Here is a 21,598-nt window from a genome sequence, read left to right as displayed (position 1 = left end):
AAAGAAGTCATCACGAGGGGTGGGCCATGGAATAGTGTTTCCGAGGTAACTGTCGCGACCAGTGATTGGGTTTACTGGTACAATAATGTTCGGCTCCACTCCTGGTGCGGGAACACCCCGCCGCTGGAGTACGAGCAGACCCACCGGTCACCACCGCCCGTAGCGGCGTGACCGGGTTTCATGAAGGCAACAGCCTCCATGAAACCCGGGGCGGTCCACCACATTGGGGCGCTCGACCGCCGGGATCTCAGACCTGTTGGCCCAGCTTGAAACCCTGCTGTTCGGACGTGTAGGAGAAGCCGTCCGCGCCGATCGTGACGTCGGCCTCGCGTGCGTCGGAGCGGACCACCAGTGGCTGGACCGAGCCGTCGAGGTCCAGCACGGGTGATGCCTCGGCGTACCAGCTCGGCACCACCGGATTGCCCCACCAGTCGCGCCGCTGGTTGTCGTGCACATCCCAGGTGATGACCGGGTTGTCCGGGTCGCCCGTGTAGTAGTCGTGCGTGTAGATCTCGATGCGGTGCCCGTCGGGGTCGCGCAGGTAGAGGTAGAACGCGTTCGACACACCGTGGCGGCCCGGGCCCCGCTCGATCATGCCGGACTTGCGGAGCGCGCCGAGGTGATCGCAGATGTGCAGGATCTGGTGTCGTTCGTGGCCGGCGAAGGCGACGTGGTGCAGGCGCGGCCCGTCACCCCCGGTCAGCGCGACGTCGTGCACCGTCGGTTTGCGGAACATCCAGGCGGCGTAGACGGTGCCCTGGTCGTCCTGGATGTCCTCCGACACCCGGAAACCGAGTCCTTCGTAGTACCGGCGGGCGGCCGGGACGTCCGGGGTGCAGATGTTGAAATGGTCCAAACGGGACAGTGCGCCCGCGCCGTGGACGTCGTAGCGCTGGGTGAACCGTTCGACGTGCTCGGCCTCGTGGAAGAACTCCACCGGGAAGCCCAGCGGGTCCACGATCCGTACCGCCTCGCCGATCCCGCGGGTCGCGCCCGCCGGACGGCGTTCCACCCGGACGCCCAGTTCCCGGTAGTACGCCTCGGCGAGATCGAGGTCGGCAGGGGTGCGCACCCGATAGGCGAGTACGGCGAGCGCGGGCGTGCTTCCCTTGCGCAGCACCAGGGAATGGTGCAGGTACTCCTCGAAAGCGCGCAGGTAGATCGCGTCGTCGTCCTCGCGGGTGACGACCAGCCCGAGTACGTCGACGTAGAACGCGCGGGACGCGGCGAGGTCGCTGACGACGAACTCGGCGTAGGCGCAGCGGATCACGTCCGGCGGTGTCGCGGTCATGACTGTCCTTTCTGGACTCCGAAGCGCGTGGTGTGCACGGCGCCGAGCGTCACGTGGATCGCCTGCTGATGGGTGTAGAAATCGATCGAGCGGTAGCCGCCCTCGTGCCCGAGGCCCGACGCCTTGACGCCGCCGAACGGCGTGCGCAGGTCGCGGACGTTGTGCGAGTTGAGCCAGACCATGCCCGCCTCGACCGACTGCGCGAAGCTGTGCGCCCGGTTCAGGTCCGAGGTCCACAGGTAGGCGGCCAGGCCGTACTTGACGCCGTTGGCCAGGGAAAGCGCTTCCTCTTCGGTGTCGAACGGGGTGATCGCGACGACCGGGCCGAAGATCTCCTCCTGGAAGATCCGCGCGTCGGCAGGCACGTCGGCGAACACCGTGGGCGCCACGTAGTTCCCGGTGTCCAAACCGGACGGACGGCCGCCGCCGGCGAGCAGCCGCCCCTCGGACTTGCCGAGTTCGACGTAGCTCATGACCTTCTCGTAGTGCTCCGGGTGCACCAGCGCGCCGACCTCGGTCACCGGGTCGTGTGGATCGCCGACGACGATGTTCCGCGCCCGTTCCGCATACCGGGTGCAGAACTCTTCGTAGACCGGGCGCTCCACGAGGATCCGGCTGCCCGCGGTGCAGCGTTCGCCGTTGAGGGAGAACACCCCGAACAACGTCGAGTCGATCGCGGCGCCGAGATCGGCGTCGGCGAACACGATGGCCGGGGATTTCCCGCCCAGCTCCATCGACATGCCCTTGAGCCCGGCGGCACAGCTGCGGAAGATGGTCTGCCCGGTCGCGGACTCGCCGGTGAACGAGATCAGCGGGACGTCCGGGTGTTTGACCAGCGCGTCGCCCGCTTCCTCGCCGAAACCGTTGACGAGGTTGAAAACCCCGTCAGGCAACCCGGCTGAGCGGAAGATCTCCGCCCACAGGCTCGCCGAAAGCGGCGTGAACTCGGCGGGTTTGAGCACCACGGTGCAGCCGGAGGCGAGCGCGGGCGCGAGTTTCCAGCTCTCCAGCATGAACGGCGTGTTCCACGGGGTGATCAGCCCGGCGACGCCGACGGGCTTGCGGTGCACGTAGTTCACCTGCCGTCCCGGCACCCGGTAGGTGTCATCGGCCTGCGCGACGATCAGATCGGCGAAGAACCGGAAGTTCTCGGCCGCGCGCTGGGCCTGGCCGAGTGCCTGGGTGATCGGGAGGCCGGTGTCGAAGGTCTCCAGTTCCGCCAGCCGCGCGTCCTGTGCCTCGACGGCGTCGGCGATCCGGTTCAGGATCCGGGCGCGCGCACGCGGCAGCAGGCCGGGCCACGGTCCCTCGGTGAACGCCTTCCGCGCCGCGGCCACGGCGCGGTCGACGTCCTCGGCCTGTCCGGCGGCGGCCGTCACGTAGGCCTGGTTGGACACCGGGTCGAGCACGTCGAACGTCTTCCCGGAGACGCTGTCGACGAGTTCGCCGCCGATGTAGTGCTGGATCCGGGAGGGCAGGTTCTCGGGGATGTGGTGCTTCGCCATGCCTACTTTCCTTTCACGGTGAAGCCGTCGACCGGGCTGAGATAGGCCTCGCCCTGGGCCATCAGGTCCTTGATCCGGGCGACGCCGGCGTCGCCCGGGGCGATCAGCGGCGGCCGGACCAGCCCGGACCCGATCAGCCCACGGTGTTCGAGCACCCATTTGCCCGGCGCGGGATTCGTTTCCACGAAAAGGAGATCCACCAGCGGGTGGAGTCCATAGTGGATTTCCCGGGCGAGGTCGAGGTCGCCTTCCTGCCAGGCCTGGTACATCCGCGCGCAGGCCGCGGGCGCGATGTTGGCGGTCGCGCTGACGAACCCGGCGCCGCCGAGCGCCAGCAGCGGCAGGCAGAGCAGCTCGATCCCGGACCACACCAGCAGTTCCTTGCCGCACAGGTGCAGTACCCGGGAGAAGTGCTCGAAGTCCTTTGTGGTCTCTTTGATCCCGGCGAAGTTGTCGAGTTCGCGGAACAGCCGGGCGACCGTTTCCGGAGCGATGTCCACCGCGGTCCGGCTCGGCACGTTGTAGGCCACGATCGGCAGATCGGGGAATTCCCGCGCGACGGTGCGATACCAGGTATAAAGCGCTTCCTGGGTGGGGCGGGCGTAGTACGGCGTGATGACGAGCACCGCGTCGGCACCGGCCTCGGCCGCGATGGCGGTGAGTTCGAGCGTCTCGTCGAGTTTCGCCGATCCGGTGCCGGGCACGAACGGGACGCGATCGCCGACCTCGGCGGCGACGGTGCGGATCGCCTCGGCGCGTTCGGCGATCGTCTGCGCGCCGGGTTCTCCGGTGGAGCCGCCGATCGAGATGCCGTGCGACCCCGCCGCCAGCTGCCACCGCACCAGGTTCGCCAGCCCGTCGTGGTCGACGGCGCCCTCGGCGGTGAACGGGGTCATCAGCGGCGCGATCGAACCCCGGATCGACTGGGGATCTGCGCGGAAACGCATGGACTTCCTCCTGGGTCTCTTACCAATGAGACGGAAAGTAAGCCGGCAAAGAAACCGGACGGACCTGCGGGAACCACTTACTTTCGGTCGGTTTGGTATCTATCGGCACAGTGCTATGAATGGCGTTCGGCCTGGTACGCCTGGAAGGCGTGCAGGGTCGCCAGCCGGTGTTCGCGGACGGCCAGTTCGATCTCGTGCGCGGGCGCGCCGCGTTCGAGCAGGCCGAGGATCTTTTCGTGCTCGGCCACCGATTCCTTCGCGCGGCCGGGGACGAAGGTGAACGTCGAGCTGCGCAGCCCGGACAGCCGGTTCCAGCCGCGGGTGACCAGGTCCAGCACCTGCGGGTTGGGGCAGGGGCCGAACAGCACGGCGTGGAACTCGCGGTTGAGCGCGGTGAACCGGTTCGGCTCGAAGTGGTCGAGGCAGTCCGCCAGCTCGGCGTTGAGCGCCTTCGCCTTTTCGAGCACTTCCGGCGGTGACACCTCGGAGGCGAGCGCGGCGGCGTAACCCTCGACCAGTGCGAGGGTCTGCATCGTGTGCTGGTAGTCGGTCTCGTCGACCATCGCGACCTGCGCGCCGATATTGCGTTCGAAGGTCACCAGTCCCTCGGCCTCCAGCATCCGGATCGCCTCGCGGACCGGCACCACGCTGACGCCGAGTTCCTGGGCGATCTGGCCGAGGACGAGCCGGTAGCCGGGGGAGAAGGTGCCGTCGTGGATGCGGGCCTTGATCCACTGGTAGGCGATCTGCGATTTGCTCATCGCGTGCGAATTCATGGCTTCGGCTGCCATGCGGCGTACCTCGCCTTCCAGCTCTCGTCCATCGGGTAGAGCCCCTCGACGCGCTCGCCCGCGGCCACCTGTTCGGCGATGAACGCCTCCTGGCGCTCCTGCTCGATCGCCGCGTCCACCACCTCTTCGACGAGCCGCGGCGGGATGACGAGCAGGCCGTCGGCGTCCCCGACGACGACGTCGCCCGGACACACCGACGCGCCTCCGCAGGCGACGGTCACGTCGACGTCCCATGGCACGTGCCGCCTGCCGAGCACCGCGGGATGCGCCCCGGCGTGGTAGGTCGGGATGTCGAGCGCGGCGACCGCGGCGACGTCGCGGACTCCGCCGTCGGTGACGATCCCCGCCGCGCCCTTGACCTGCGCACGCAGCGCGAGGATGTCGCCGACGGTGCCGGTGCCGCGCTCGCCACGGGCCTCCATCACCAGGATGTCGCCGGGTTCGAGCGCGTCGAACGCGCGCTTCTGGGCGTTGTAGCCGCCGCCGTGCTCACGGAAGAGGTCTTCGCGGTGCGGGATGTAGCGCAACGTCCGCGCGCGGCCGATCAGCCGTGCGCCCGGCTTCGTCGAGGTGAGGCCGTCGATCGACACGTTGTCGTAGCCACGTTTGCGTAACTGCGCGGAAAGCGTCGCCACGCCGACACTTTCGAGTCGCTTTCGGAGATCCTCGGTGAGGACGAACCCGGGTTGCGTTGTCCCGTAGGCATCCGCGCGCTGTTGACCGTCCACACGGGGCAGTGCTCCGTACGATCCTAAGGGGACGGTCCCGGCGACGATCGGGGTCACCAGACGTCCGGTGGACAGCCCGCCACCGTCCACTTCGACCTCCACGACGTCGCCCGGCTGGACAACCGACGCGCCCGCGGGCGTGCCGGTGAGGACGACGTCGCCGGGTTCGAGGGTGATGAGCTGGGAGAGGTCGGCGACCAGCCGCCCGAAGCCGAACAGCAGATCGCCGGTGGTGTCCTCCTGGACGAGTTCGCCGTTGACCCAGGTGCGCACGCGCAGCGCGGCGGGGTCGACGGCGTCGGCGGGAAGGACCGACGGGCCGAGCGGGGTGAAGCCGTCGCCGCCCTTCGAGCGCAGATTCGAACCTTTGTCGGCGTAGCGGAGGTCGTACACGCCGAAGTCGTTCGCGGCGGTGACGCCGGAGACGTGCGACCAGCCCTCCTCGGGGCTGACGCGGCGGGCCGCGGTGCCGATCACCAGCGCGATCTCGCCCTCGAACCCGAGCAGTTCGGTGCCCGCCGGGCGTTCCAGCGCGGCACCGCTCGCGGCTACGGACGTGGGCGGCTTGAGGAAGTAGCTCGGCTGGGCCGGGGTACGTCCGCGCTGCGCCGCCCGCGACGGGTAGTTGAGGTGCAGCGCGATGATCTTGCCGGGCCGCTCGGGAAGGGGAGACGCGCTGGTCATGGCTGAGTTCCTGCCTGGTGCTCGAACAACATATCCGAAATGATATACGATCCTGGGGTCGGTGGCCCGGTCAGCGGCCGTAGTGCAGCCACACGGACTTCGTCTCGGTGTAGGCGTCCAGTGCCCACGGGCCCATCTCGCGGCCCCAGCCGGACGCCTTGTAGCCGCCCCAAGGCGCCGCCATGTCCGGGATCGGCGGCATGTTGACGAACACCGCGCCGGCCCGGATCCCGTCCGAAAACCGTTGCGCCGTACCGATGTCCCGCGTCCACACCGTCGCGGCGAGCCCATACTCCGTGTCGTTCGCGCGGGCGAGCAGTTCGTCCTCGTCGTCATAGGGCGTGACCGCGAGGACCGGGCCGAAGATCTCTTCCCGCATGATCGTCATGTCGTCACCGACGCCGGCGAACAGGGTCGGTGCGTAGAAATAGCCGTCGCCGTCGACGGACTGTCCGCCGGTGACCAGCTCCGCGCCCTGTTCGCGACCGGTCGAGACGAGGAAGTCGACGTGCTCGCGGTGTTTGGCCGACACGAGCGGGCCCAGTTGCGTGGATTCGTCGAGGCCCGGCCCGAGGCGCAGGCCGCCCAGGCCTTCGGCGAGCTTCCCGACGAACTCCTGCTCGCGCTTCCGGTCGACGTAGAACCGCGTGTACGCGGCGCAGACCTGGCCGGTGTTCAGCGTCGCCCCGGCGAGGTTGCCCGCGACCGCCGCGTCGATGTCGGCGTCGCGGGCGATGATGCTCGGGGCCTTCCCGCCGAGTTCCAGGGTGAGGCGCTTGAGGTTCGACTCCGCGCTCGCGGCGGTGATGAGCTTCCCGACTGCGGTCGAGCCGGTGTAGGACAGGTGGTCGACGTCCGGATGCGCGCTGAGCATGGCGCCGACCGAACCGTCCCCGGTGACCAGATTGACCACCCCGGGCGGGAATCCCGCTTCGTGCGCGAGTCCGACCAGCCGGATACTGGTCAGCGGCGTGACCTCGCTCGGCTTGATCACCACGGTGTTGCCGGTGGCCAGCGCGGGCGCGAGCTTCCAGGCCAGGATCATCAGCGGGAAGTTCCACGGCGTGATGAGCGCGTTGACCCCGACCGGCTCGCGGCGGGTGTAGTGCAGGGTGTCCGGGAACGACACCGGGTTGGTCGTGCCCTGGATCTTGGTGACCCATCCGGCGAAGTACCGCAGATGCTCGGCCGTACCCGTCACGCTCACCTGGCGGGAGATCCCGATCGGCTGCCCCTGGTCGCGGGTTTCGAGCGCCGCCAGCTCTTCGTGGTGCGCGTCGACCAGATCAGCGAGGCGGAACAGCAGCGTGGCCCGCTGGACCGGTAGCAGCCCGGCCCACTCGGGCGCGGTCAACGCCCGGCGCGCGGCGCCGACGGCGGCGTCGACATCGGACCGCGACGCCGTGCCCACCTCTTCGAGCACCTTGCCGGTGGCCGGGTCGAGGGTCGCGATGGCGCCGCCGCCCGCCGTGGTCCACTGTCCGTCGATGAACAGGCGTGTGGTCATCCCGAGTTCCTCCTCGACCGGCGGATCGCACGGACCCTTGTGGTGATCGAGTATCGGCGGACGCCGCTATCCCGGTCTTGTCCGCCAAGGCACGCCGATTGTCGCCCAGCGAAGGGATCTTCCCGGAACGGACGTGCCGCGCGGCCGGGTTGCGAGGCTGGGACCATGGACGTGATTGTGGTGGGCGCGGGTTCGGCGGGGTCGGTCCTCGCGCGGCGGCTGGCCGACGCGGGTGCCCGGGTGACGTTGCTCGAAGCGGGTGGCGTGGACGCGAATCCGGCGATCCACGACCCTTCGCGGGCGGGGGAGCTGTGGCACGGGCCGGAGGACTGGGACCTCTACACGGTGCCGCAGCGGCACGCGGCGAACCGCAGGCTGCATCTGCCCCGCGGCAAGGTGCTCGGCGGCTCGCACGCGCTCAACGCGATGATCTGGGTGCGCGGGGCACCGCACGACTACGACAGCTGGCGGATACCGGGCTGGGCATGGTCCGATGTGCGGCCGGTGTTCGAGGACATCGAAAAGGATCTCCTCGACGTCGTCCCGAACGAGCCGCTGCACCCGATCCAGAAGTCCATTGTGGACGCCGCAATGGCGGTGGGGCTGCCGTTCAACCCGGACTACAACGGCGAGCGGCTCGACGGCGTTTCCGTGCAGCGCATCACGCTACGGAACGGAAAGCGGCTCACCACCTGGCTCGCCTATGCCCAGCCGCTGCTGGGGTCGGGCACGCTGACCGTCCACACGGGAGCGCTGGTGCACCGCCTGCTGTTCGAGGGTACCAAGGCGGTAGGCGTCGTGGCCGAGATCGGCGGCAAGCCCCGGCGCTGGCGTGCCGACCGGGTGGTGCTCGCCGCGGGCGCGCTGGCCTCGCCCGCGATCCTGCTGCGCAGCGGCGTCGGCCCGGCGGACGAACTCGCCGCGCTCGGCATCGACGTCGTCGCCGATCTGCCCGGCGTGGGCCGGAACCTGCACGACCACCTGCTGTCGCCGGTGATCTTCACGACCGACCGGCGCGAGGTCGAACCCCCGGCGCCGGGACGTTCGGTCACCCAGACGCATCTGTTCTGGCGCAGCAGGCCGGGCCTGGCCGTGCCGGACACGCAGCCGATCCACTTCAGCGTGCCGATGTACGAATCGTGGATGACCGGCCCGGCAACGGGATTCTCCCTCATGGCGGGCATGGTTTCGCCACTGAGCCGGGGCAGCCTCCGGCTGAGTGGACCGGACGCGGACGACGCCCCGCTCATCGACCTCGCGGCGCTGGCCGAGCCCGCCGACTTCGAGAGCCTCGTCGCTTCCGTCGAGCAGTGCCGGGAGATCGGCCGGGCCCCGGCCCTGGCGGAGGAATGGGGCGCGCGCGAACTGTATCCCGAACCCGGGGACGACGTCCGCGAGTACGTGCGCCGCACCGCCATCACCTACCACCACCAGGTCGGGACCTGCCGCATGGGCACCGGAGAGGACGCGGTGGTCGATCCCGAACTGCGGGTGCGCGGGATCGGCGGGCTGTGGGTCGCCGACGCGTCGGTGCTGCCGACGGTGACCACCGGGAACACCAACGCTCCCGCCGTCCTGGTCGGCGAGCGCGCGGCGCGGTTCATGCTGAGCCGATAACACCCGGGCCGGTAGCGCCCAGGACGCGGCGGAGCCAGGAGGACCGGGCGGCCAGCGCCGCCTTGGTCACCTCCGCCGTGGGCGCGAACCGGTCGAAGCCGTGGTAGGCGCCCGCCCAGACGTGCAGTTCCGCCGGCACGCCCGCCTGCCAGAGCCGTCGCGCGTAGTCGATGTCCTCGTCGCGGAAGATCTCGACGGCGCCGACCTCGATGAAGGCGGGTGGCAGGCCGGCGAGGTCGGTGGCGCGGGCGGGCGCGGCGTACTCCGAGGTCTGCCCGTCCAGCAGTGAGTGCCAGCCGAACGCGTTGCCCGCCCGCGTCCAGACGCCGCTGTCCCCGTATTCCACAGTGGACGGTGAGTCGTTGCGGTCGTCGAGCATCGGGCACAGCAGCAGCTGACCGGCCAGCGCCGGACCACCGCGGTCCCTGGCCAGCAGGGCGACACCGGCGCTGAGGCCGCCGCCCGCGCTGCCACCGCCCACGACGAGTTTCGCCGGGTCGAATCCGAGTTCGGCGGCGTTGTCCGCCATCCAGGCCAGACCCGCGTAGCAGTCCTCGATCGGCGCGGGATGCGGGTGCTCGGGCGCCAGCCGGTATTCGACGGTGACCGTGACGAACCCGAACTCCTCGACGAGACCGACCATCCGCGGCAGATCGGCGAACCGGTCGTCCATCACCATCCCGCCGCCGTGGATGTTGTAGAACCCCGGCGCGCCCGGCGTCAGGACTCTGGGCCGCAGGACGGTGACCGCGACGTCGGCGCCGGGCACGAGCCGGTCTTCCCAGACCAGATCGCGCTCGCCGACGGCTTCCGCGCAGCCGGGATTGTTCTCACGCAGCGCCGCGCGGATGGCGGGCAGGGAATCGGCGCCCAGCGCGGGGCCGTCGGGAAGGTCCCGCAACGCCTCGGCCAGCTCCGGATCCAACGCACTCACGCGATCGCCTCGCTTCGCGAGACAGTGTCTGATTTCTTTTGGCGCGTGATATCTATGATTCGCTCGCAAGCTTCGCTCATGGCCCCTCCGGATCGACCACGTCGCGATCCGCCCACAGCGGCTCCGCCAGTGCCCGCAGTTCGGCGGCGCCGACGCGCTCGACGAGGTCGACCGCGCCGAGGTTGTCCTTCAGCTGCTCGGTGCTGGTGGCCCCGAACAACGTCGTGGTGTTCGCGGGATGGGTGAGCGTGAAGGCGAGGCAGAACCGCGCCGCGGTGGTACCCAGCTTCTCGGCGATTTCGGCCACCTGGACAGCGGATTCGGCGATGCGGCCGCGGACCCCGCCGGGATCGCGGCCGATCTGGCGGGCACCCGCCGTCTTGCCCAGTAGCACGCCGCCCTCGAAGATGTCCGAGGACTGCAGGGAAACGCCGAGTTCGCCGAACACCGAAGCGAACGGCCGACCGTCCGGAATGGACCGTCGGGCCACGCTGTACTTCAGCTGAGCGAGCGCGGGTCCCGGCACGTTCTCAGCCCGTGCGAACTCGTGCAGTGCCCGGATCGTCGTGGCGGACCAGTTGTTCACGCCCCACTGCCGGATCAGCCCGGCCCGGCGCAGCTCGTCGAGATCCAGCACGAGCTGGTGCAGGCCGGTGTCGTCGCGCCGCAGATCGCCGAGGACGACGAGATCGGCGTGGTCGGTCCCGGCCCGGAAAAGCGCGTTCTCGAGCTGCCCGCGCAGGCTGTGCCCGGGGTACCCTTCGAGCCAGAGTTTCGAGGACAGCAGGTAATCGTCGCGCTTGAGCCCGGCCGCGCGCACCATCGCGGAGAACAGCACGTCGGTGAACACCGGCTCGCCGCCGGGGATGCCGTACACACCGACGTCGAACAGGGTGATCCCGGCGTCGACCGCGGTCCGCAGCAGGGTGACGGCCTCGCGGAAGTCCATCCGGTCGTAGGTGTGCCACGAGCCGAGGGCCAGCACGCCGGTACGCGGGCCGTCCCTGCCGATACTGCGTTGGGGAATCACGGACATGGGAACTCCTAAGGAAGGCGGGGATCGATGACGGCCTTGAGCTCTTCGAGCCGGGACATCGACTCGACACGGCCGGAGGCGCCGGAGAGGCCGACGGGCGCGCTGAACAGCTCGTCCCACGGCATCCGGCCGGTGAACGTGCGGAAGAACTCCACCGAACGGTGATAGTCGGCGATGTCGCCGTTGAGCGAGCCGACGACGGTGAGTTCCTTGCCCATGACCGTGCCCAGCGGCACGGGGGAGGGCCGTGGCCCGGTCGAGCCGACGATCGCGACGGTGCCGCGCTGGGCCGCGAACCCGACGGCCTCCTCGCCGATGGTCGGACCGCCGGCGAAGTCGAAGACGTGATCCGCGCCGCGGCCGCCGGTCAGCTCGCGGACCCGCTCGATCCGGTCGGCGGGCTCGGTGTAGACCGGGATCGTCGCGGTGGCACCGAACTTCTTCGCGGTTTCGAGCCGGTCCGCGGGACCGCCGACGGTGATCACCGTGCCCGCGCCGGAAATCCGGGCGACGGCGGTGGCGAACACGCCGAGCGCGCCCGCGCCCTGGACGACGACGGTCGCCCCGGGCCGGACGCCGCCGCACCGGGCGAACGCGCGCAACACGGTTTTGCCAGCGCAGCCGGACATCGAGGCCCAGGTGTCCTTGACCTCCCCTGGCAGCAGCAGTTTGGCCGCGCGCGGCGTCACGTAGCAGTACCGGACGAGACCGCCGGTGGCGTAAGGGAATTCGTCCGCCCGCTGGAGGAAACCGTAGCCCCGGCTCGCGCACGCCACGGGTTCGCGCAGGATCGCGCAGCCGTGACATTTCCCGCAGGTGGCCTCCGACCAGCCGACGCGGTCACCGGGCACGATGTCCCGGCCGAGGGTGTCGGTGGTGCCTTCGCCGGTGGCGACGACCTCGCCGACCATCTCGTGACCGAGCACCATCGGGAGCATGCCGGGGAAGGTCATCTCGCCGGACCAGAGGTGTACGTCCGTGCCGCACAGGGTAGTGCAGGTGACCCGGACCAGTGCGGCGCCGGGTTCGAGCGTGCCGGGAAGGGGGAGTTCCCGCAGGGACAGCGCGGTGCCGTGTTCGGTGAGCACCGCGGCTTCGGTGGTCGTGGGAAGCGGCATGGATCTTCGTCTCCGCTCTCGCCGTTGAGTGTGCGGTTAGTCTACATTCGTGGAAGAAAAAGTCCATGGCCCGGGAGGAACCTTGCCATCTCAACGAATTCGTCCCGCGTCGCTGGTGGTCCGGGGTGGCACGGTGCTCACCTTCAACTCGCTGGGGACCGTCGCGCGGGAGCTGGCCGTGCGGGACGGCCGGATCGTCGCCGTCGGTGACGACGTCTCGGCGCACGTCGGTTCGCGCACCCGGATCATCGAACTGGCGGGGCGGACCGTGTTGCCGGGGATCAACGACACGCATCTGCACGCGGCGTGGCTCGGCGCGCGCTGGCCGCATACGCTGATGGGCGACGCCGGATTCATAGAATACGAAGAGAAACCGGTGACGACCGCCGCCGACCGGCAAGCGGCGTTGCTGCTTGCCAGCGAACTGTGCGCGTCGCTGGGGATCACGAGCTACACCGAGCCGGGGCTGGGGCCGGGCGAGACGGGCTGCTTCGCGCAGGAGACGCTCGACGAGTACGCGGCGATGGCGCACGCGGGGCAGCTCAAGGCCCGGGTCACCGTCCTGCGGCTGTTCGGCCTGCTCGACGGTCCCAGTTCGCTCGGCGACTTCGCGCGCGGGCTCGCGACATCGGTTCCAGACTCGGATCCCTTGTGGCTCAAGGTGAGCGGGGTGAAGATCTTCGCCGACGGCATTCCGCCGATGGGCTCGGCGTGGACGCGGCACTGCTACGCCGACGGGACTCACGGCCACCTGCTCGTCGACGGCGCCGACGACACCGCCCGCGAGCGGAACATGACCGCGATGATCAGGCTGGCGCACGAGGCCGGGATGTCCGTCGGGGTGCACGCCACGGGCGATCGGAGCATCGAGGCGGCGCTCGGTGCGCTGAGGCGCGGAGACCATGTCGTGCACGGCGACCTTGTGACCCCGGAGCAGCTCGCGCGGATGGCCTCGCGGGGCATCGGGTTGACCACCCAGCCCGCGATCGCCGCCGCGATGGGCGACCTCATGGCGACGACGATGGGCGCCGACGTCGCCGCGAAGGCGTGGCCGCTGCGCGAGATGCTGGACTCGGGCGTGCCGCTCACCCTCAGCAGTGACGCGCCGGTGGTGACCCCGGACTGGCGGGTGCACGTGGCCGCCGCAGCCCGGCTGCTGGGCGCCAACGGCCCCGATCCGGCGCTGATGACGCGTCTGCTGCGGTGCTACACCACAGCTGCCGCGGCGCAGGACGGCACGGCGAGCTGGAAGGGCTCGCTGTCGGTCGGCAAGGTCGCCGATTTCTGTGTGCTGTCGGCGAATCCGCTCGAAATCGCGCCCGCCGACCTGCCCGGGGTCGAGGTGGAGACCACCGTCACCGCCGGGCAGATCGTCCACTCCGGATAGTCCACAACGGACTCAGACGAGCAGCTGGCCGCCGTCGACCTGGAGGCAGGCGCCGGTGATGTGGCGGGCGTCGGACGAAGCGAGGAAGAGCACCGACGGCACGACGTCCGCCACCGACGCGATGGAGCCCAAGGGGATCCGGGCCTCCCATGCCTGGCGGGCGGCGCTGTCGGACGCGAATCCGGCCGTCATCGGCGTGAGCACCGGGCCGGGGGCGACGGCGTTGACGCGGATTCCGTGCGGGGCGAGTTCGAGGGCGGCCGACCGGGTGAGCGCGTCGACGGCGGCCTTGGTCGCCTCGTAGTGGCCGAGGCCGGGCGTGGGCTGGCGGGCGCCGATCGAGGAGATGTTCACCATCGCCCCACGCGTGCCCGCCGCGATCATGTGCGCGCCGACCGCCCGGGTCATGAGGAACGTCCCCCGGAAGTTGACCCGCACGCACCGGTCGAACACCTCGACGTCGAGCGCGGTGAGCGGGCCGCCTCCGCCGGCGAGGCCCGCGTTGTTCACCAGGACGTCGATCGGTCCCGTCCGCCCGGTGACTGCGGCGACGGCCGCGTCCACCGACGTGGGATCGGAGATGTCGACCTCGACGTGGTCGACGCCGAGTTCCCGCGCGACGTCCCGCGCCGCGTCGCCCGAAATGTCGGCCACGACGACCCTGTCGCCTTCGGCCGCGAACGCTTCGGCCGCGGCGCGGCCGATTCCGCTCGCGCCGCCGGTCACCACCACGGTTCTCTTGTTCATTCTACGATCGTAGACTAAAACTGGTTTCCGTTGCCAGCGAAAGGAAATCCTGTGAACGAGAAAGACACCGTGCCGGTGCGGCAGCTCGGCGAGGGCGGGATCACCACATCGGTGTTCGGCCTCGGCTCGTGGAACACCTGGGACCGGATGGAGTTCGACGACGCGGTCCGCCTCATCCGGGCGGCCGTGGACGCGGGTGTGACACTCTTCGACGTGGCGCACTACGACATGGGCCCGCACGCCGAGGGTTCCCGGACCGACGTGATCTTCGGGAAGGCGGTCCGGGCCGCCGGAGTGCGCCGCGAGCACTACCAGCTGTGCGGGAAACTGTGGCTGTGGGACTATCCGCGCACGGGTTTCGCGCAGCAGCTGGAAACGGCGCTCGGCCGGGTCGGCGTCGAGCGCGCCGACGTCGTGGTCGTCGGCGACTACTTCGAACCGCCGGACGTGCCGCGGATCGTCACCGAGGTGGCCGAGCAGATCCACGCCGGCCGGTTCGGCGGCTGGGGCGTCAACAACTGGGCCGTTGCGGATCTCGACCGTGCGCTGGAGTTCGCTGACGCCGAAGGGCTGCCGGGGCCGGTTTTCGCGCAGCTGAAGTACAGCGTGGTCCGCCGGTCCATGGCCGAAGGGCCGTTCTATGCCAAGCATTTCGCCTCGGGGCGGCTGGCGTTGCAGGCGTCGGACATCTTCGAAGGCGGGGTGCTGCTGGGCAACCGCTTGCCGACCCGCAAGATCGGCGCGGACGTCGGCGGGATCCGCGAGTCCATTATGGACGCCGCCGGTGTGCTCAGCGGGATCGCCGCGGAGTTCGGCGTCACCGCGTCGCAACTCGCCATCGCTTTCTGTCTCGCCTATCCGCCGGTGGCGAACGTCCTTTTCGGAGTGAGCCGCCTCGCTCAGCTGGAGGACAACCTGGGCGCGCTGCGGCTGTTCACCGAGCACGGCGCGGAGGTGCGGGCCGCCGTGGAACACCTGTGGCTGGACAAGGCGGTGAACCCCGACGGCACCTGGTGACGGCGGCTGAGCTGAAGGGGACTTTCCTCGCATCGGATGAGACGAAAGTCCCCTTCAGCAGCTTCAGAACGCGCCGAGGAACTCCAGGGCGGCGGCCTTGAACTTCGCCCCGCGCAACGCGCCGCCGTGATCGCCGGGCACGGTGACCAGATCGCTGCCCGGCACCAGCGCCAGCAGCTGTTCGACGCCCTGACTGACCGGATCGTCCCTGCCCGCCACGAACCGAGTCGGTACCCGGAGCGTGCCGACGGCCGGGGCGAACGGCGCGCTCCGGAGCCCTTCGATGCACCGGCACAGCGCCACCGGGTCACGGCCGGGCGCGCTGATCATCCGCGCGATCATCGCGGTCAGCGGGTCGCCGGGCAGCTTCCCGCCGGTGGCGTAGGCCAGCGCGGCCTCGACGTCGATGGCACCGAACGGCTCCATCGGGCTGATCCCGCCCAGCACCAGCCGCCGCACGGGAAGGAGTTCGGGCAGTTCCCAGGCCAGCCGTGCGCCGAGCGAGTAGCCGATGACGTCCACTTCGGACAGTTCGGCCGAAGCGCCGACGGCCCGCGCCAGTTCCCCGGCGATCGCTTCGGGAGTGGCGGACGCCGCGTCGGCGGGCGCCGGACTGGAGCCGTGGCCCGGCAGGTCGGGCACGATCACCGGGCGGCCGGCCGAGGTGAGCGCCGCGGGCCAGCCGGTGGTGACCCAGTCGGTGTGCCCGTCGGAGGCGAAACCGTGCACGAGCAGCACGGGCGGGCCGGTGTCTGCGGACGTCTCCGGCACGTACCGGCCGACGGCCAGGGAGGTGGTGGCGGACAAGGAAATCCTTCTTCCTTTACTCAGCGGGGTGCCCGGCGCCGGGTGCGCAGGCGTTGTAGCTCGGACAGCGTCCGCGCGCGGGCGTCGACGGCGACACGCAGCGACGAGCCGATGAGGTTCAGCAGGAACACGCACAGCATGATCGTCACGCCGGGCACGACGACCAGCCACGGCGCGACGACGAGGTACGACCGGCCCTCGGCGATCATGTTGCCCCAGGTCGGGGTCGGCGGCGCGATGCCGAGGCCGAGGAAGCTCATCGCCCCGTCGACCAGCATCGCGGCCGCCGACAGGATGACGACCTGGACCAGGGCGAGCGGCAGCACGTTCGGGAACACGTGCACCAGCAGGATCTTGCCCCGGCTCATCCCGGACACCCTGGCCGCGCCGATGTAGGACCGGCCGGCGACCCCGAGCACCCGGCTGCGCACGACCCGGGCGGTGAACGGGGTGAAGATGACCGTCAGCGCGATCAGCTCGGTCCAGATGCTCGCACCGAGCGACACGGCGAGCGCCATCGCGAGAATGATCGCGGGGAAGGACATCCACGCGTCCATCAGCCGCATCAGCACCGCGTCCGCCCGCGGGTAGAACCCGCTGACCAGGCCGATCACCATCCCGGAGAACGCCGCGCACAGGGTGATCAGCGCGGACAGCCCCAGTGAGGCCCGGCCGCCGGACACCAGCCGCGCGAGCACGTCCCGGCCGTAGGAGTCGGTCCCCAGCGGATGGGCGCCGGACGGCGGCAGCAGCCGGTGCACCGGATCGGTCGCGCTGACACTGGGCAGGAACACCGGCAGCACGAGCACCGCCAGCACGATCAGGCCCAGCAGCGCGGTCGACACGACCAGGACCCGGTTGCGGCGGAACAATCGGGCCACACGGCCTGGCGCGCGGGCGGTACGCACGGATTCGCTCTTGTCCACGAGGGCGACACTCACGAGACACGCACCTTCGGGTCGAGCAGCGCGTACGACAGGTCGACCAGCATGTTGACCAGCACGAACAGCACCGCGACGAACAACGTCACGCCCTGGATGAGCGGGAAGTCACGGGTCGACACCGCGCCCATGAGCAGATGGCCGAGGCCGGGGATCACGAAGATCGACTCGATGATCACGATACCGCCGACCAGCATGGCGAAGTTGCTGCCCAGCTGGGTGATCAGCGGCATCATCGCGTTCGGCAGCACGTGTTTCAGCAGCACCTGACGTTCCGAGAGTCCCTTGACGCGCGCGGTGCGCAGGTACGCCAGGGGGAGTTCGCCGAGCAGGCTTTCCCGCAGCGTCAGCACGAACAACGCCGTCTGCCCGATGACGAGCACCGCCAGCGGCAGCACGAGTGCGGGCACTGAGGCGACCGGATCGGTGAACAGGTTGTGGTAGCCGCTGGAGGGAAACCAGCGGAGCGTCACCGAGAAGATCAGCACGAGTACCAGCGAGATCCAGAAGTCCGGCATGGCCATCCCGAGCGAGGACAGCCGGTCGAACGCCCGCGCCACCGGGTTGCGCGGCGACACGGCCTGCCAGGTGGTGATCGCCACCGACAACAGGAAACTGATGACGGTCGAGAGCACGGCCAGGGTCAGTGTCGGGAGGATGTGCTCGGCGACCACCTTCAGCACCGGCGCGTGATAGGTGATCGACGTGCCGAAGTCGCCTTGGACGACGTGGCCCGCCCAGCTCAGGTATTGCTGCCACAGCGGCCCGTCCAGGCCCATGCTCGCCCGCAGCGCGTCCACATCGGACGGACGTGCCGTCGGCCCGAGGATCGCCAGCGCCGGATCGCCGGGGATCAGCCGGATGACGAAGAACATCATCGTGCCGACGATCACCAGGATGAGGACGAGATCGCGCAGCCGGCGCAGCAGCACTCCGGTCATGACGCCGCCAGCCAGGTGTTCCAGAAGACGCGGTAGAAGTCGCCGTATCCCTTCACCCGGGGCGTGTAGGCCGCGTACAGCCTCGACTGGCTCAACGTGATCACCGACAGCTGCTTCCAGGTGAACGTCTGGAACTTGTCGACCACCGCCTTGGCCTGCTCGGGCGAGTTCGACGCGTTGTAGCCGGCCATCAGCTTGTCCATCTCGGGAGAGGACGAGCCGTTGAGCGTGCCGAGGGTGAGCGCGGGCATCTGCGCGGGTGCGGTCAGTGCCGCATCGAAGAACAGAGTGGTCAGGTCCCAGCCACCCGGCTCCTTCATCAGGGTGCCGAGCATCGTCGCGAAGTCGTAGGTGTCGATCTTGGCGGTCAGCCCGATCTTGGACAGCGAATCCTGGATCAGCACCGACCATTTGGCGAACTCGGGGTAGGAGTTGCTGGTGACGATGCGGATCGGCGTCCCGGCGGTGACTCCGGCCTCGGCCAGCAGCTGCTTGGCCCGCGCCGGATCGTGCCGCCGGTAGACGTCGTCGCCGACGGTCGAATAGAACGCCTTGTTGTCGGGGGAAGCGAACGCGCCGGTCTCGACGGTGAGTTCCTTGCTGCCCCCGGTCGCGGCGTTGATCGCGGGCTTGTCGAGCAGCAGGTTCAGCGCCTCCCGCGCCCGCGGATCGGCGAAGCGGGAGCCGGGGTTGAAGTTCGGGATGATGACGTTCTCGTTGCCACCCGGCAGGTTGTGCACCACGACGCCCGGATTCTTCTTGAGGATTTCGTACTGGTCGTTGGTCGGCATCGCATGGTCCCACTGGCCGGTCTGCAATCCGTTGATCAGCGCGTCCTGATCGGCGACGACCTTGTAGGTGACGGTGTCGAGATAGGCGTGCTTGGCGCCGGCCTGTCCGCCCCAGTCCTCTTCGGACCGTGACTTGTAGCCGTCGTAGCGCTGCAACACCAGCTGCTGGCCGATATCCCAGCTCTTGAGCTTGTACGGCCCGGTGCCGATCGCCTTGTCCTGCCCGAACCCCGTCGCGGGCAGGCCTTCGAGGTTCTTCGCCTCGTAGATCTCGGTGCCCGCGCCGGCGAGTTCGTCGATCAGCGGATAGCGTGGCTTCTTGAGCTTGATCACCACCGTCGCCGGATCCGGTCCGGTGACCGACTCGATGTCCGGGGCGACCAGCTGCCCGGTCCGGTGGGCCTTTTCCCAGCGCTGCAGGCTGGCCACCACGTCGTTCGCGGTGAGCGGGTTGCCGTCCTGGAAGGTGACGCCCTGCCGGAGTTTGAAGGTGTAGGTGAGCTTGTCCGGGCTCGTCGTGAAGCTGTCGGCGAGCATCGGCCGCGCGGTGAACGTCTTGTCCACTTCGAACAGTTTCTCGTACATCATGTTGCCGATGTGCGCGGTGACCTGGCCGGGATTGGCGACCATGTCGAGCGACTGCGGATCGGTCGGCACCGCGACGGTCAGGTTGCCGCCGCGGACCGGCGGGCCGTCCGCGGACTGCGCGCCCGGGGCGTCGCCCATGCACGAGGTGAGCAGGAGGGTGCTCGTGGCACCGAGCGCGGCGAGGACGGCGGTGCGCCGCCGTACGGGAGAGGAGGTCATGAGCCCTGCGATCCTGTGTGGGGGACGGGGAGTTCGGGATTCGCCGCGAGCAGGCGGCGGGTGTACTCGTGACGCGGGGTGAGCCGGACGGCGTCCGGGGTGTCGACCTCGATCAGCTCGCCGCGGTACATCACCCCGACGCGGTCGGCCACCGAGAGCACCAGGCTCAGGTTGTGCGTGATGAACAGCAGGCTGAGAGTGCGGGTGCGTCGCAGTTCCAGCAGCAGGTTCATCACCTGGCCCTGCACCGAGACGTCGAGCGCGGAGGTCGGCTCGTCGGCGACGATGAGCTCCGGCTCGGCGGCGATGGCGCGGGCGATCGAGACGCGCTGACGTTGTCCGCCGGACAGCTGGGACGGCAGTTTTCCGGCGGTGTCCCGGGGCAGGCCGACCTCGTCGAGCAGATCCCGCACGCGTCGTTCGAGTTCGGCGCCGCGCAGGGAAGTGAGTTCCCGCAAGGGTTCGGCGATAATCCGGGCCGCGGTGTGGCGGGGATCGAGCGAACTCTGCGGGTCCTGGAAGATGAGCTGCGTGCGCCGCCGGAACGCGCGTTCGTCGCCGTCCAGCCCGTCGGCGGTGCAGCGGTGCTCGCCGAAGGTGATCGTTCCGGACGTCGGGGTTTCCAGTGCGCTCACCAGACGGCCCAGCGTCGACTTGCCGGAGCCGGATTCGCCGACCAGCCCGAAGAACTCGCCGGGCGCGATTTCGAGTGACACTTCGCGTACCGCGTGCACTTCCGGTTCGCGGTTCAGGGAGAACCGCCCACGTCGTCCGTACACTTTGGACACCGAGTCGATGGTGAGCACCGTGCCCTTGCCCTCGGTGGCGGGACGTTGGGGGGAGAGCGTCCTGGTCTCCGTGGCGGTGGTCGATTCCCCCGTCATCGCGGCTTCGAGCAGGGTCTCGGAGATCGTCGGGAATCCGTCACGCCTGCTGACGCCCAGCTGGGGAACGCAGCTCAGCAACGCGCGCGTGTACGGGTGCTTCGCTCGGAACAGAATGTCCTCTCCTGCCCCTGATTCGACGAGGGAACCGCGGTACATCACCGCGATCCGGTCGGCGACCTGCGCGGCCACGCCCATGTCGTGGGTGATGAACACGCACGCCATGCCGTGGTCGCGGCGGACGCGGTCGAGCAGCGTGAGGATCTCGGCCTGGGTGGTGACGTCGAGAGCGGTGGTCGGCTCGTCCGCGATGAGCAGGTCCGGATCCGCCATCAGCGCCAGCGCGATCATCACGCGCTGCTGCATGCCGCCGGACATCTGATGCGGGTAGAGCGCCATGGTCCGGTCGGCGTCGGGCAGGCCGACCTCCGCCAGCAGGCCCCGCGCCTTGGCGTCGGCTTCCTGGTGCAGCGGCGATCGGCGGCGGACCGCCTGGCGTGGCGCGGATCCGGGTTTACGGTACGCCTCGATCAGCTGTTTCCCGACGCGCTGCCCGGGGTTGAGCGAATCGAGCGCCTCCTGGAAGATCATCCCGATCCGCGGCCCCCGGTAAGCGCGCATTTCTTCAGCGGACAGCGTGGTGACGTCCACACCGTCCACAGTGATCTCTCCGCGTGTGCGGACCGGCGCGACGAACTCGAGCAGCCGGATGATCGACAGCGCCGTCACGGTCTTCCCGCTGCCGGACTCGCCCACCACACAGAGCGTGCGGCCCTCGGCGAGATCGAGGGAAAGCTCTCGTACGAGCTCACGTTCGACATCGTCGGTGACGACGCCGACTGTGAGATCCCGGATCGCGAGCAGCGTCATGCTGCTGTGCTGGTAGATACCAAACCGACCGAAAGTAGGCGGTTCCCGTAGGTCTGTCCGATCTCCTTGTTGGCCTACTTTCGGCCTCATTGGTAAGTCCCCTTCCTCGTGCCCGTCGTGTCGCACGGGCCGGACTGCCGGGCGAACGGCTCCGGCAGGGGTAGTTCTACGCATGTTGACACCGGTGACCGGTCGTGTCAATGGTTTTATTCTACAAATGTAGGAAGTCGATTTCCGCCCGGTTTTGC

19 protein-coding genes are annotated in these 21,598 nt (G+C 69.3%); 4 read left to right on the top strand and 15 right to left on the bottom strand.

Annotated elements, in window-relative coordinates:
- Nucleotides 1-9: 9 nt before the first annotated feature.
- Nucleotides 10-171 (top strand): integrase core domain-containing protein, encoded by a 162-nt coding sequence (locus ACFWY9_RS09070; RefSeq protein ID WP_378338582.1) that lies wholly within the window; start codon nucleotides 10-12, stop codon nucleotides 169-171.
- Between the two features lie 76 nt (nucleotides 172-247).
- On the opposite strand, the gene hpaD is transcribed toward ACFWY9_RS09070, so the two are convergent.
- The 6 genes from hpaD to ACFWY9_RS09040 form a co-directional block, all read right to left on the bottom strand.
- Nucleotides 248-1,291 (bottom strand): 3,4-dihydroxyphenylacetate 2,3-dioxygenase, encoded by a 1,044-nt coding sequence (gene hpaD / locus ACFWY9_RS09065; RefSeq protein ID WP_378338577.1) that lies wholly within the window; start codon nucleotides 1,289-1,291, stop codon nucleotides 248-250.
- A complete protein-coding gene (gene hpaE / locus ACFWY9_RS09060) occupies nucleotides 1,288-2,796 on the bottom strand; it encodes a 5-carboxymethyl-2-hydroxymuconate semialdehyde dehydrogenase (RefSeq protein WP_378338576.1) in 1,509 nt (502 codons plus the stop codon). Before hpaE ends, hpaD begins: the two co-directional genes overlap by 4 nt.
- A gap of 2 nt (nucleotides 2,797-2,798) precedes the next feature.
- Nucleotides 2,799-3,743, bottom strand: coding sequence for a 4-hydroxy-tetrahydrodipicolinate synthase (gene dapA, locus ACFWY9_RS09055; protein ID WP_378338575.1), 945 nt, complete (start codon nucleotides 3,741-3,743; stop codon nucleotides 2,799-2,801).
- Between the two features lie 113 nt (nucleotides 3,744-3,856).
- Nucleotides 3,857-4,534, bottom strand: a complete 678-nt coding sequence (locus tag ACFWY9_RS09050) for a GntR family transcriptional regulator (protein ID WP_378338574.1) — start codon at nucleotides 4,532-4,534, stop codon at nucleotides 3,857-3,859.
- Entirely contained in the window at nucleotides 4,516-5,946 is a 1,431-nt protein-coding gene (locus tag ACFWY9_RS09045; RefSeq protein ID WP_378325433.1) for a fumarylacetoacetate hydrolase family protein, read from the bottom strand. The genes ACFWY9_RS09050 and ACFWY9_RS09045 overlap by 19 nt, the downstream gene beginning before the upstream one ends.
- Nucleotides 5,947-6,016: 70 nt before the next feature.
- Complete coding sequence (locus ACFWY9_RS09040; protein ID WP_378325434.1) at nucleotides 6,017-7,453, bottom strand: aldehyde dehydrogenase family protein; 1,437 nt, start codon at nucleotides 7,451-7,453, stop codon at nucleotides 6,017-6,019.
- A gap of 165 nt (nucleotides 7,454-7,618) precedes the next feature.
- Here ACFWY9_RS09040 and ACFWY9_RS09035 point away from each other — a divergent pair, with 165 nt between their 5' ends.
- Nucleotides 7,619-9,070: a GMC family oxidoreductase gene (locus tag ACFWY9_RS09035; RefSeq protein WP_378325435.1), complete on the top strand. Its 1,452-nt coding sequence runs from the start codon at nucleotides 7,619-7,621 to the stop codon at nucleotides 9,068-9,070.
- On the opposite strand, the gene ACFWY9_RS09030 is transcribed toward ACFWY9_RS09035, so the two are convergent.
- From ACFWY9_RS09030 to ACFWY9_RS09020, 3 genes are all read right to left on the bottom strand, one after another.
- Nucleotides 9,054-10,004: an alpha/beta hydrolase gene (locus ACFWY9_RS09030; RefSeq protein WP_378338573.1), complete on the bottom strand. Its 951-nt coding sequence runs from the start codon at nucleotides 10,002-10,004 to the stop codon at nucleotides 9,054-9,056. The two genes, ACFWY9_RS09035 and ACFWY9_RS09030, sit on opposite strands and share 17 nt — an antisense overlap.
- A 76-nt stretch (nucleotides 10,005-10,080) precedes the next feature.
- Nucleotides 10,081-11,040 (bottom strand): aldo/keto reductase, encoded by a 960-nt coding sequence (locus tag ACFWY9_RS09025; protein WP_378325437.1) that lies wholly within the window; start codon nucleotides 11,038-11,040, stop codon nucleotides 10,081-10,083.
- Between the two features lie 8 nt (nucleotides 11,041-11,048).
- On the bottom strand, nucleotides 11,049-12,158 hold the full coding sequence (locus tag ACFWY9_RS09020) for a zinc-binding dehydrogenase (RefSeq protein ID WP_378338572.1): 1,110 nt from the start codon (nucleotides 12,156-12,158) through the stop codon (nucleotides 11,049-11,051).
- Nucleotides 12,159-12,240: 82 nt separating this feature from the next.
- Between ACFWY9_RS09020 and ACFWY9_RS09015 the strand changes: the two genes are divergently transcribed.
- Nucleotides 12,241-13,545 (top strand): amidohydrolase, encoded by a 1,305-nt coding sequence (locus ACFWY9_RS09015; RefSeq protein WP_378325440.1) that lies wholly within the window; start codon nucleotides 12,241-12,243, stop codon nucleotides 13,543-13,545.
- A gap of 12 nt (nucleotides 13,546-13,557) precedes the next feature.
- Here ACFWY9_RS09015 and ACFWY9_RS09010 read toward each other — a convergent pair whose 3' ends face one another.
- A complete protein-coding gene (locus tag ACFWY9_RS09010; protein ID WP_378325441.1) occupies nucleotides 13,558-14,292 on the bottom strand; it encodes an SDR family NAD(P)-dependent oxidoreductase in 735 nt (244 codons plus the stop codon).
- 51 nt (nucleotides 14,293-14,343) lie between these two features.
- On the opposite strand from ACFWY9_RS09010, the gene ACFWY9_RS09005 reads away from it, so the two are divergent.
- Nucleotides 14,344-15,309: an aldo/keto reductase gene (locus tag ACFWY9_RS09005; RefSeq protein WP_378325442.1), complete on the top strand. Its 966-nt coding sequence runs from the start codon at nucleotides 14,344-14,346 to the stop codon at nucleotides 15,307-15,309.
- A 63-nt stretch (nucleotides 15,310-15,372) separates the two neighbouring features.
- On the opposite strand, the gene ACFWY9_RS09000 is transcribed toward ACFWY9_RS09005, so the two are convergent.
- Genes ACFWY9_RS09000 through ACFWY9_RS08980 form a run of 5 tightly spaced genes read right to left on the bottom strand, consistent with a single transcriptional unit; the run spans nucleotide 15,373 to nucleotide 21,350 of the window.
- A complete protein-coding gene (locus ACFWY9_RS09000; protein WP_378325444.1) occupies nucleotides 15,373-16,116 on the bottom strand; it encodes an alpha/beta fold hydrolase in 744 nt (247 codons plus the stop codon).
- A gap of 20 nt (nucleotides 16,117-16,136) precedes the next feature.
- Nucleotides 16,137-17,057: an ABC transporter permease gene (locus tag ACFWY9_RS08995; RefSeq protein ID WP_378325446.1), complete on the bottom strand. Its 921-nt coding sequence runs from the start codon at nucleotides 17,055-17,057 to the stop codon at nucleotides 16,137-16,139.
- Nucleotides 17,054-17,998, bottom strand: a complete 945-nt coding sequence (locus ACFWY9_RS08990) for an ABC transporter permease (RefSeq protein ID WP_378325447.1) — start codon at nucleotides 17,996-17,998, stop codon at nucleotides 17,054-17,056. The genes ACFWY9_RS08995 and ACFWY9_RS08990 overlap by 4 nt, the downstream gene beginning before the upstream one ends.
- The gene (locus ACFWY9_RS08985; RefSeq protein WP_378325449.1) at nucleotides 17,995-19,596 is read right to left on the bottom strand and encodes an ABC transporter substrate-binding protein; all 1,602 of its coding nucleotides are present in this window, start codon (nucleotides 19,594-19,596) and stop codon (nucleotides 17,995-17,997) included. Before ACFWY9_RS08985 ends, ACFWY9_RS08990 begins: the two co-directional genes overlap by 4 nt.
- Nucleotides 19,593-21,350, bottom strand: a complete 1,758-nt coding sequence (locus ACFWY9_RS08980; protein ID WP_378325450.1) for a dipeptide ABC transporter ATP-binding protein — start codon at nucleotides 21,348-21,350, stop codon at nucleotides 19,593-19,595. Before ACFWY9_RS08980 ends, ACFWY9_RS08985 begins: the two co-directional genes overlap by 4 nt.
- Between the last annotated feature and the right edge of the window lie 248 nt (nucleotides 21,351-21,598).

The organism is Amycolatopsis sp. NPDC059027 (assembly GCF_042739735.1).
In the GTDB taxonomy this organism is placed as follows: Bacteria; Actinomycetota; Actinomycetes; order Mycobacteriales; family Pseudonocardiaceae; genus Amycolatopsis.
Note: the sequence above shows the minus strand (reverse complement) of the source record. Positions and strands in the feature narration are given on the sequence as shown.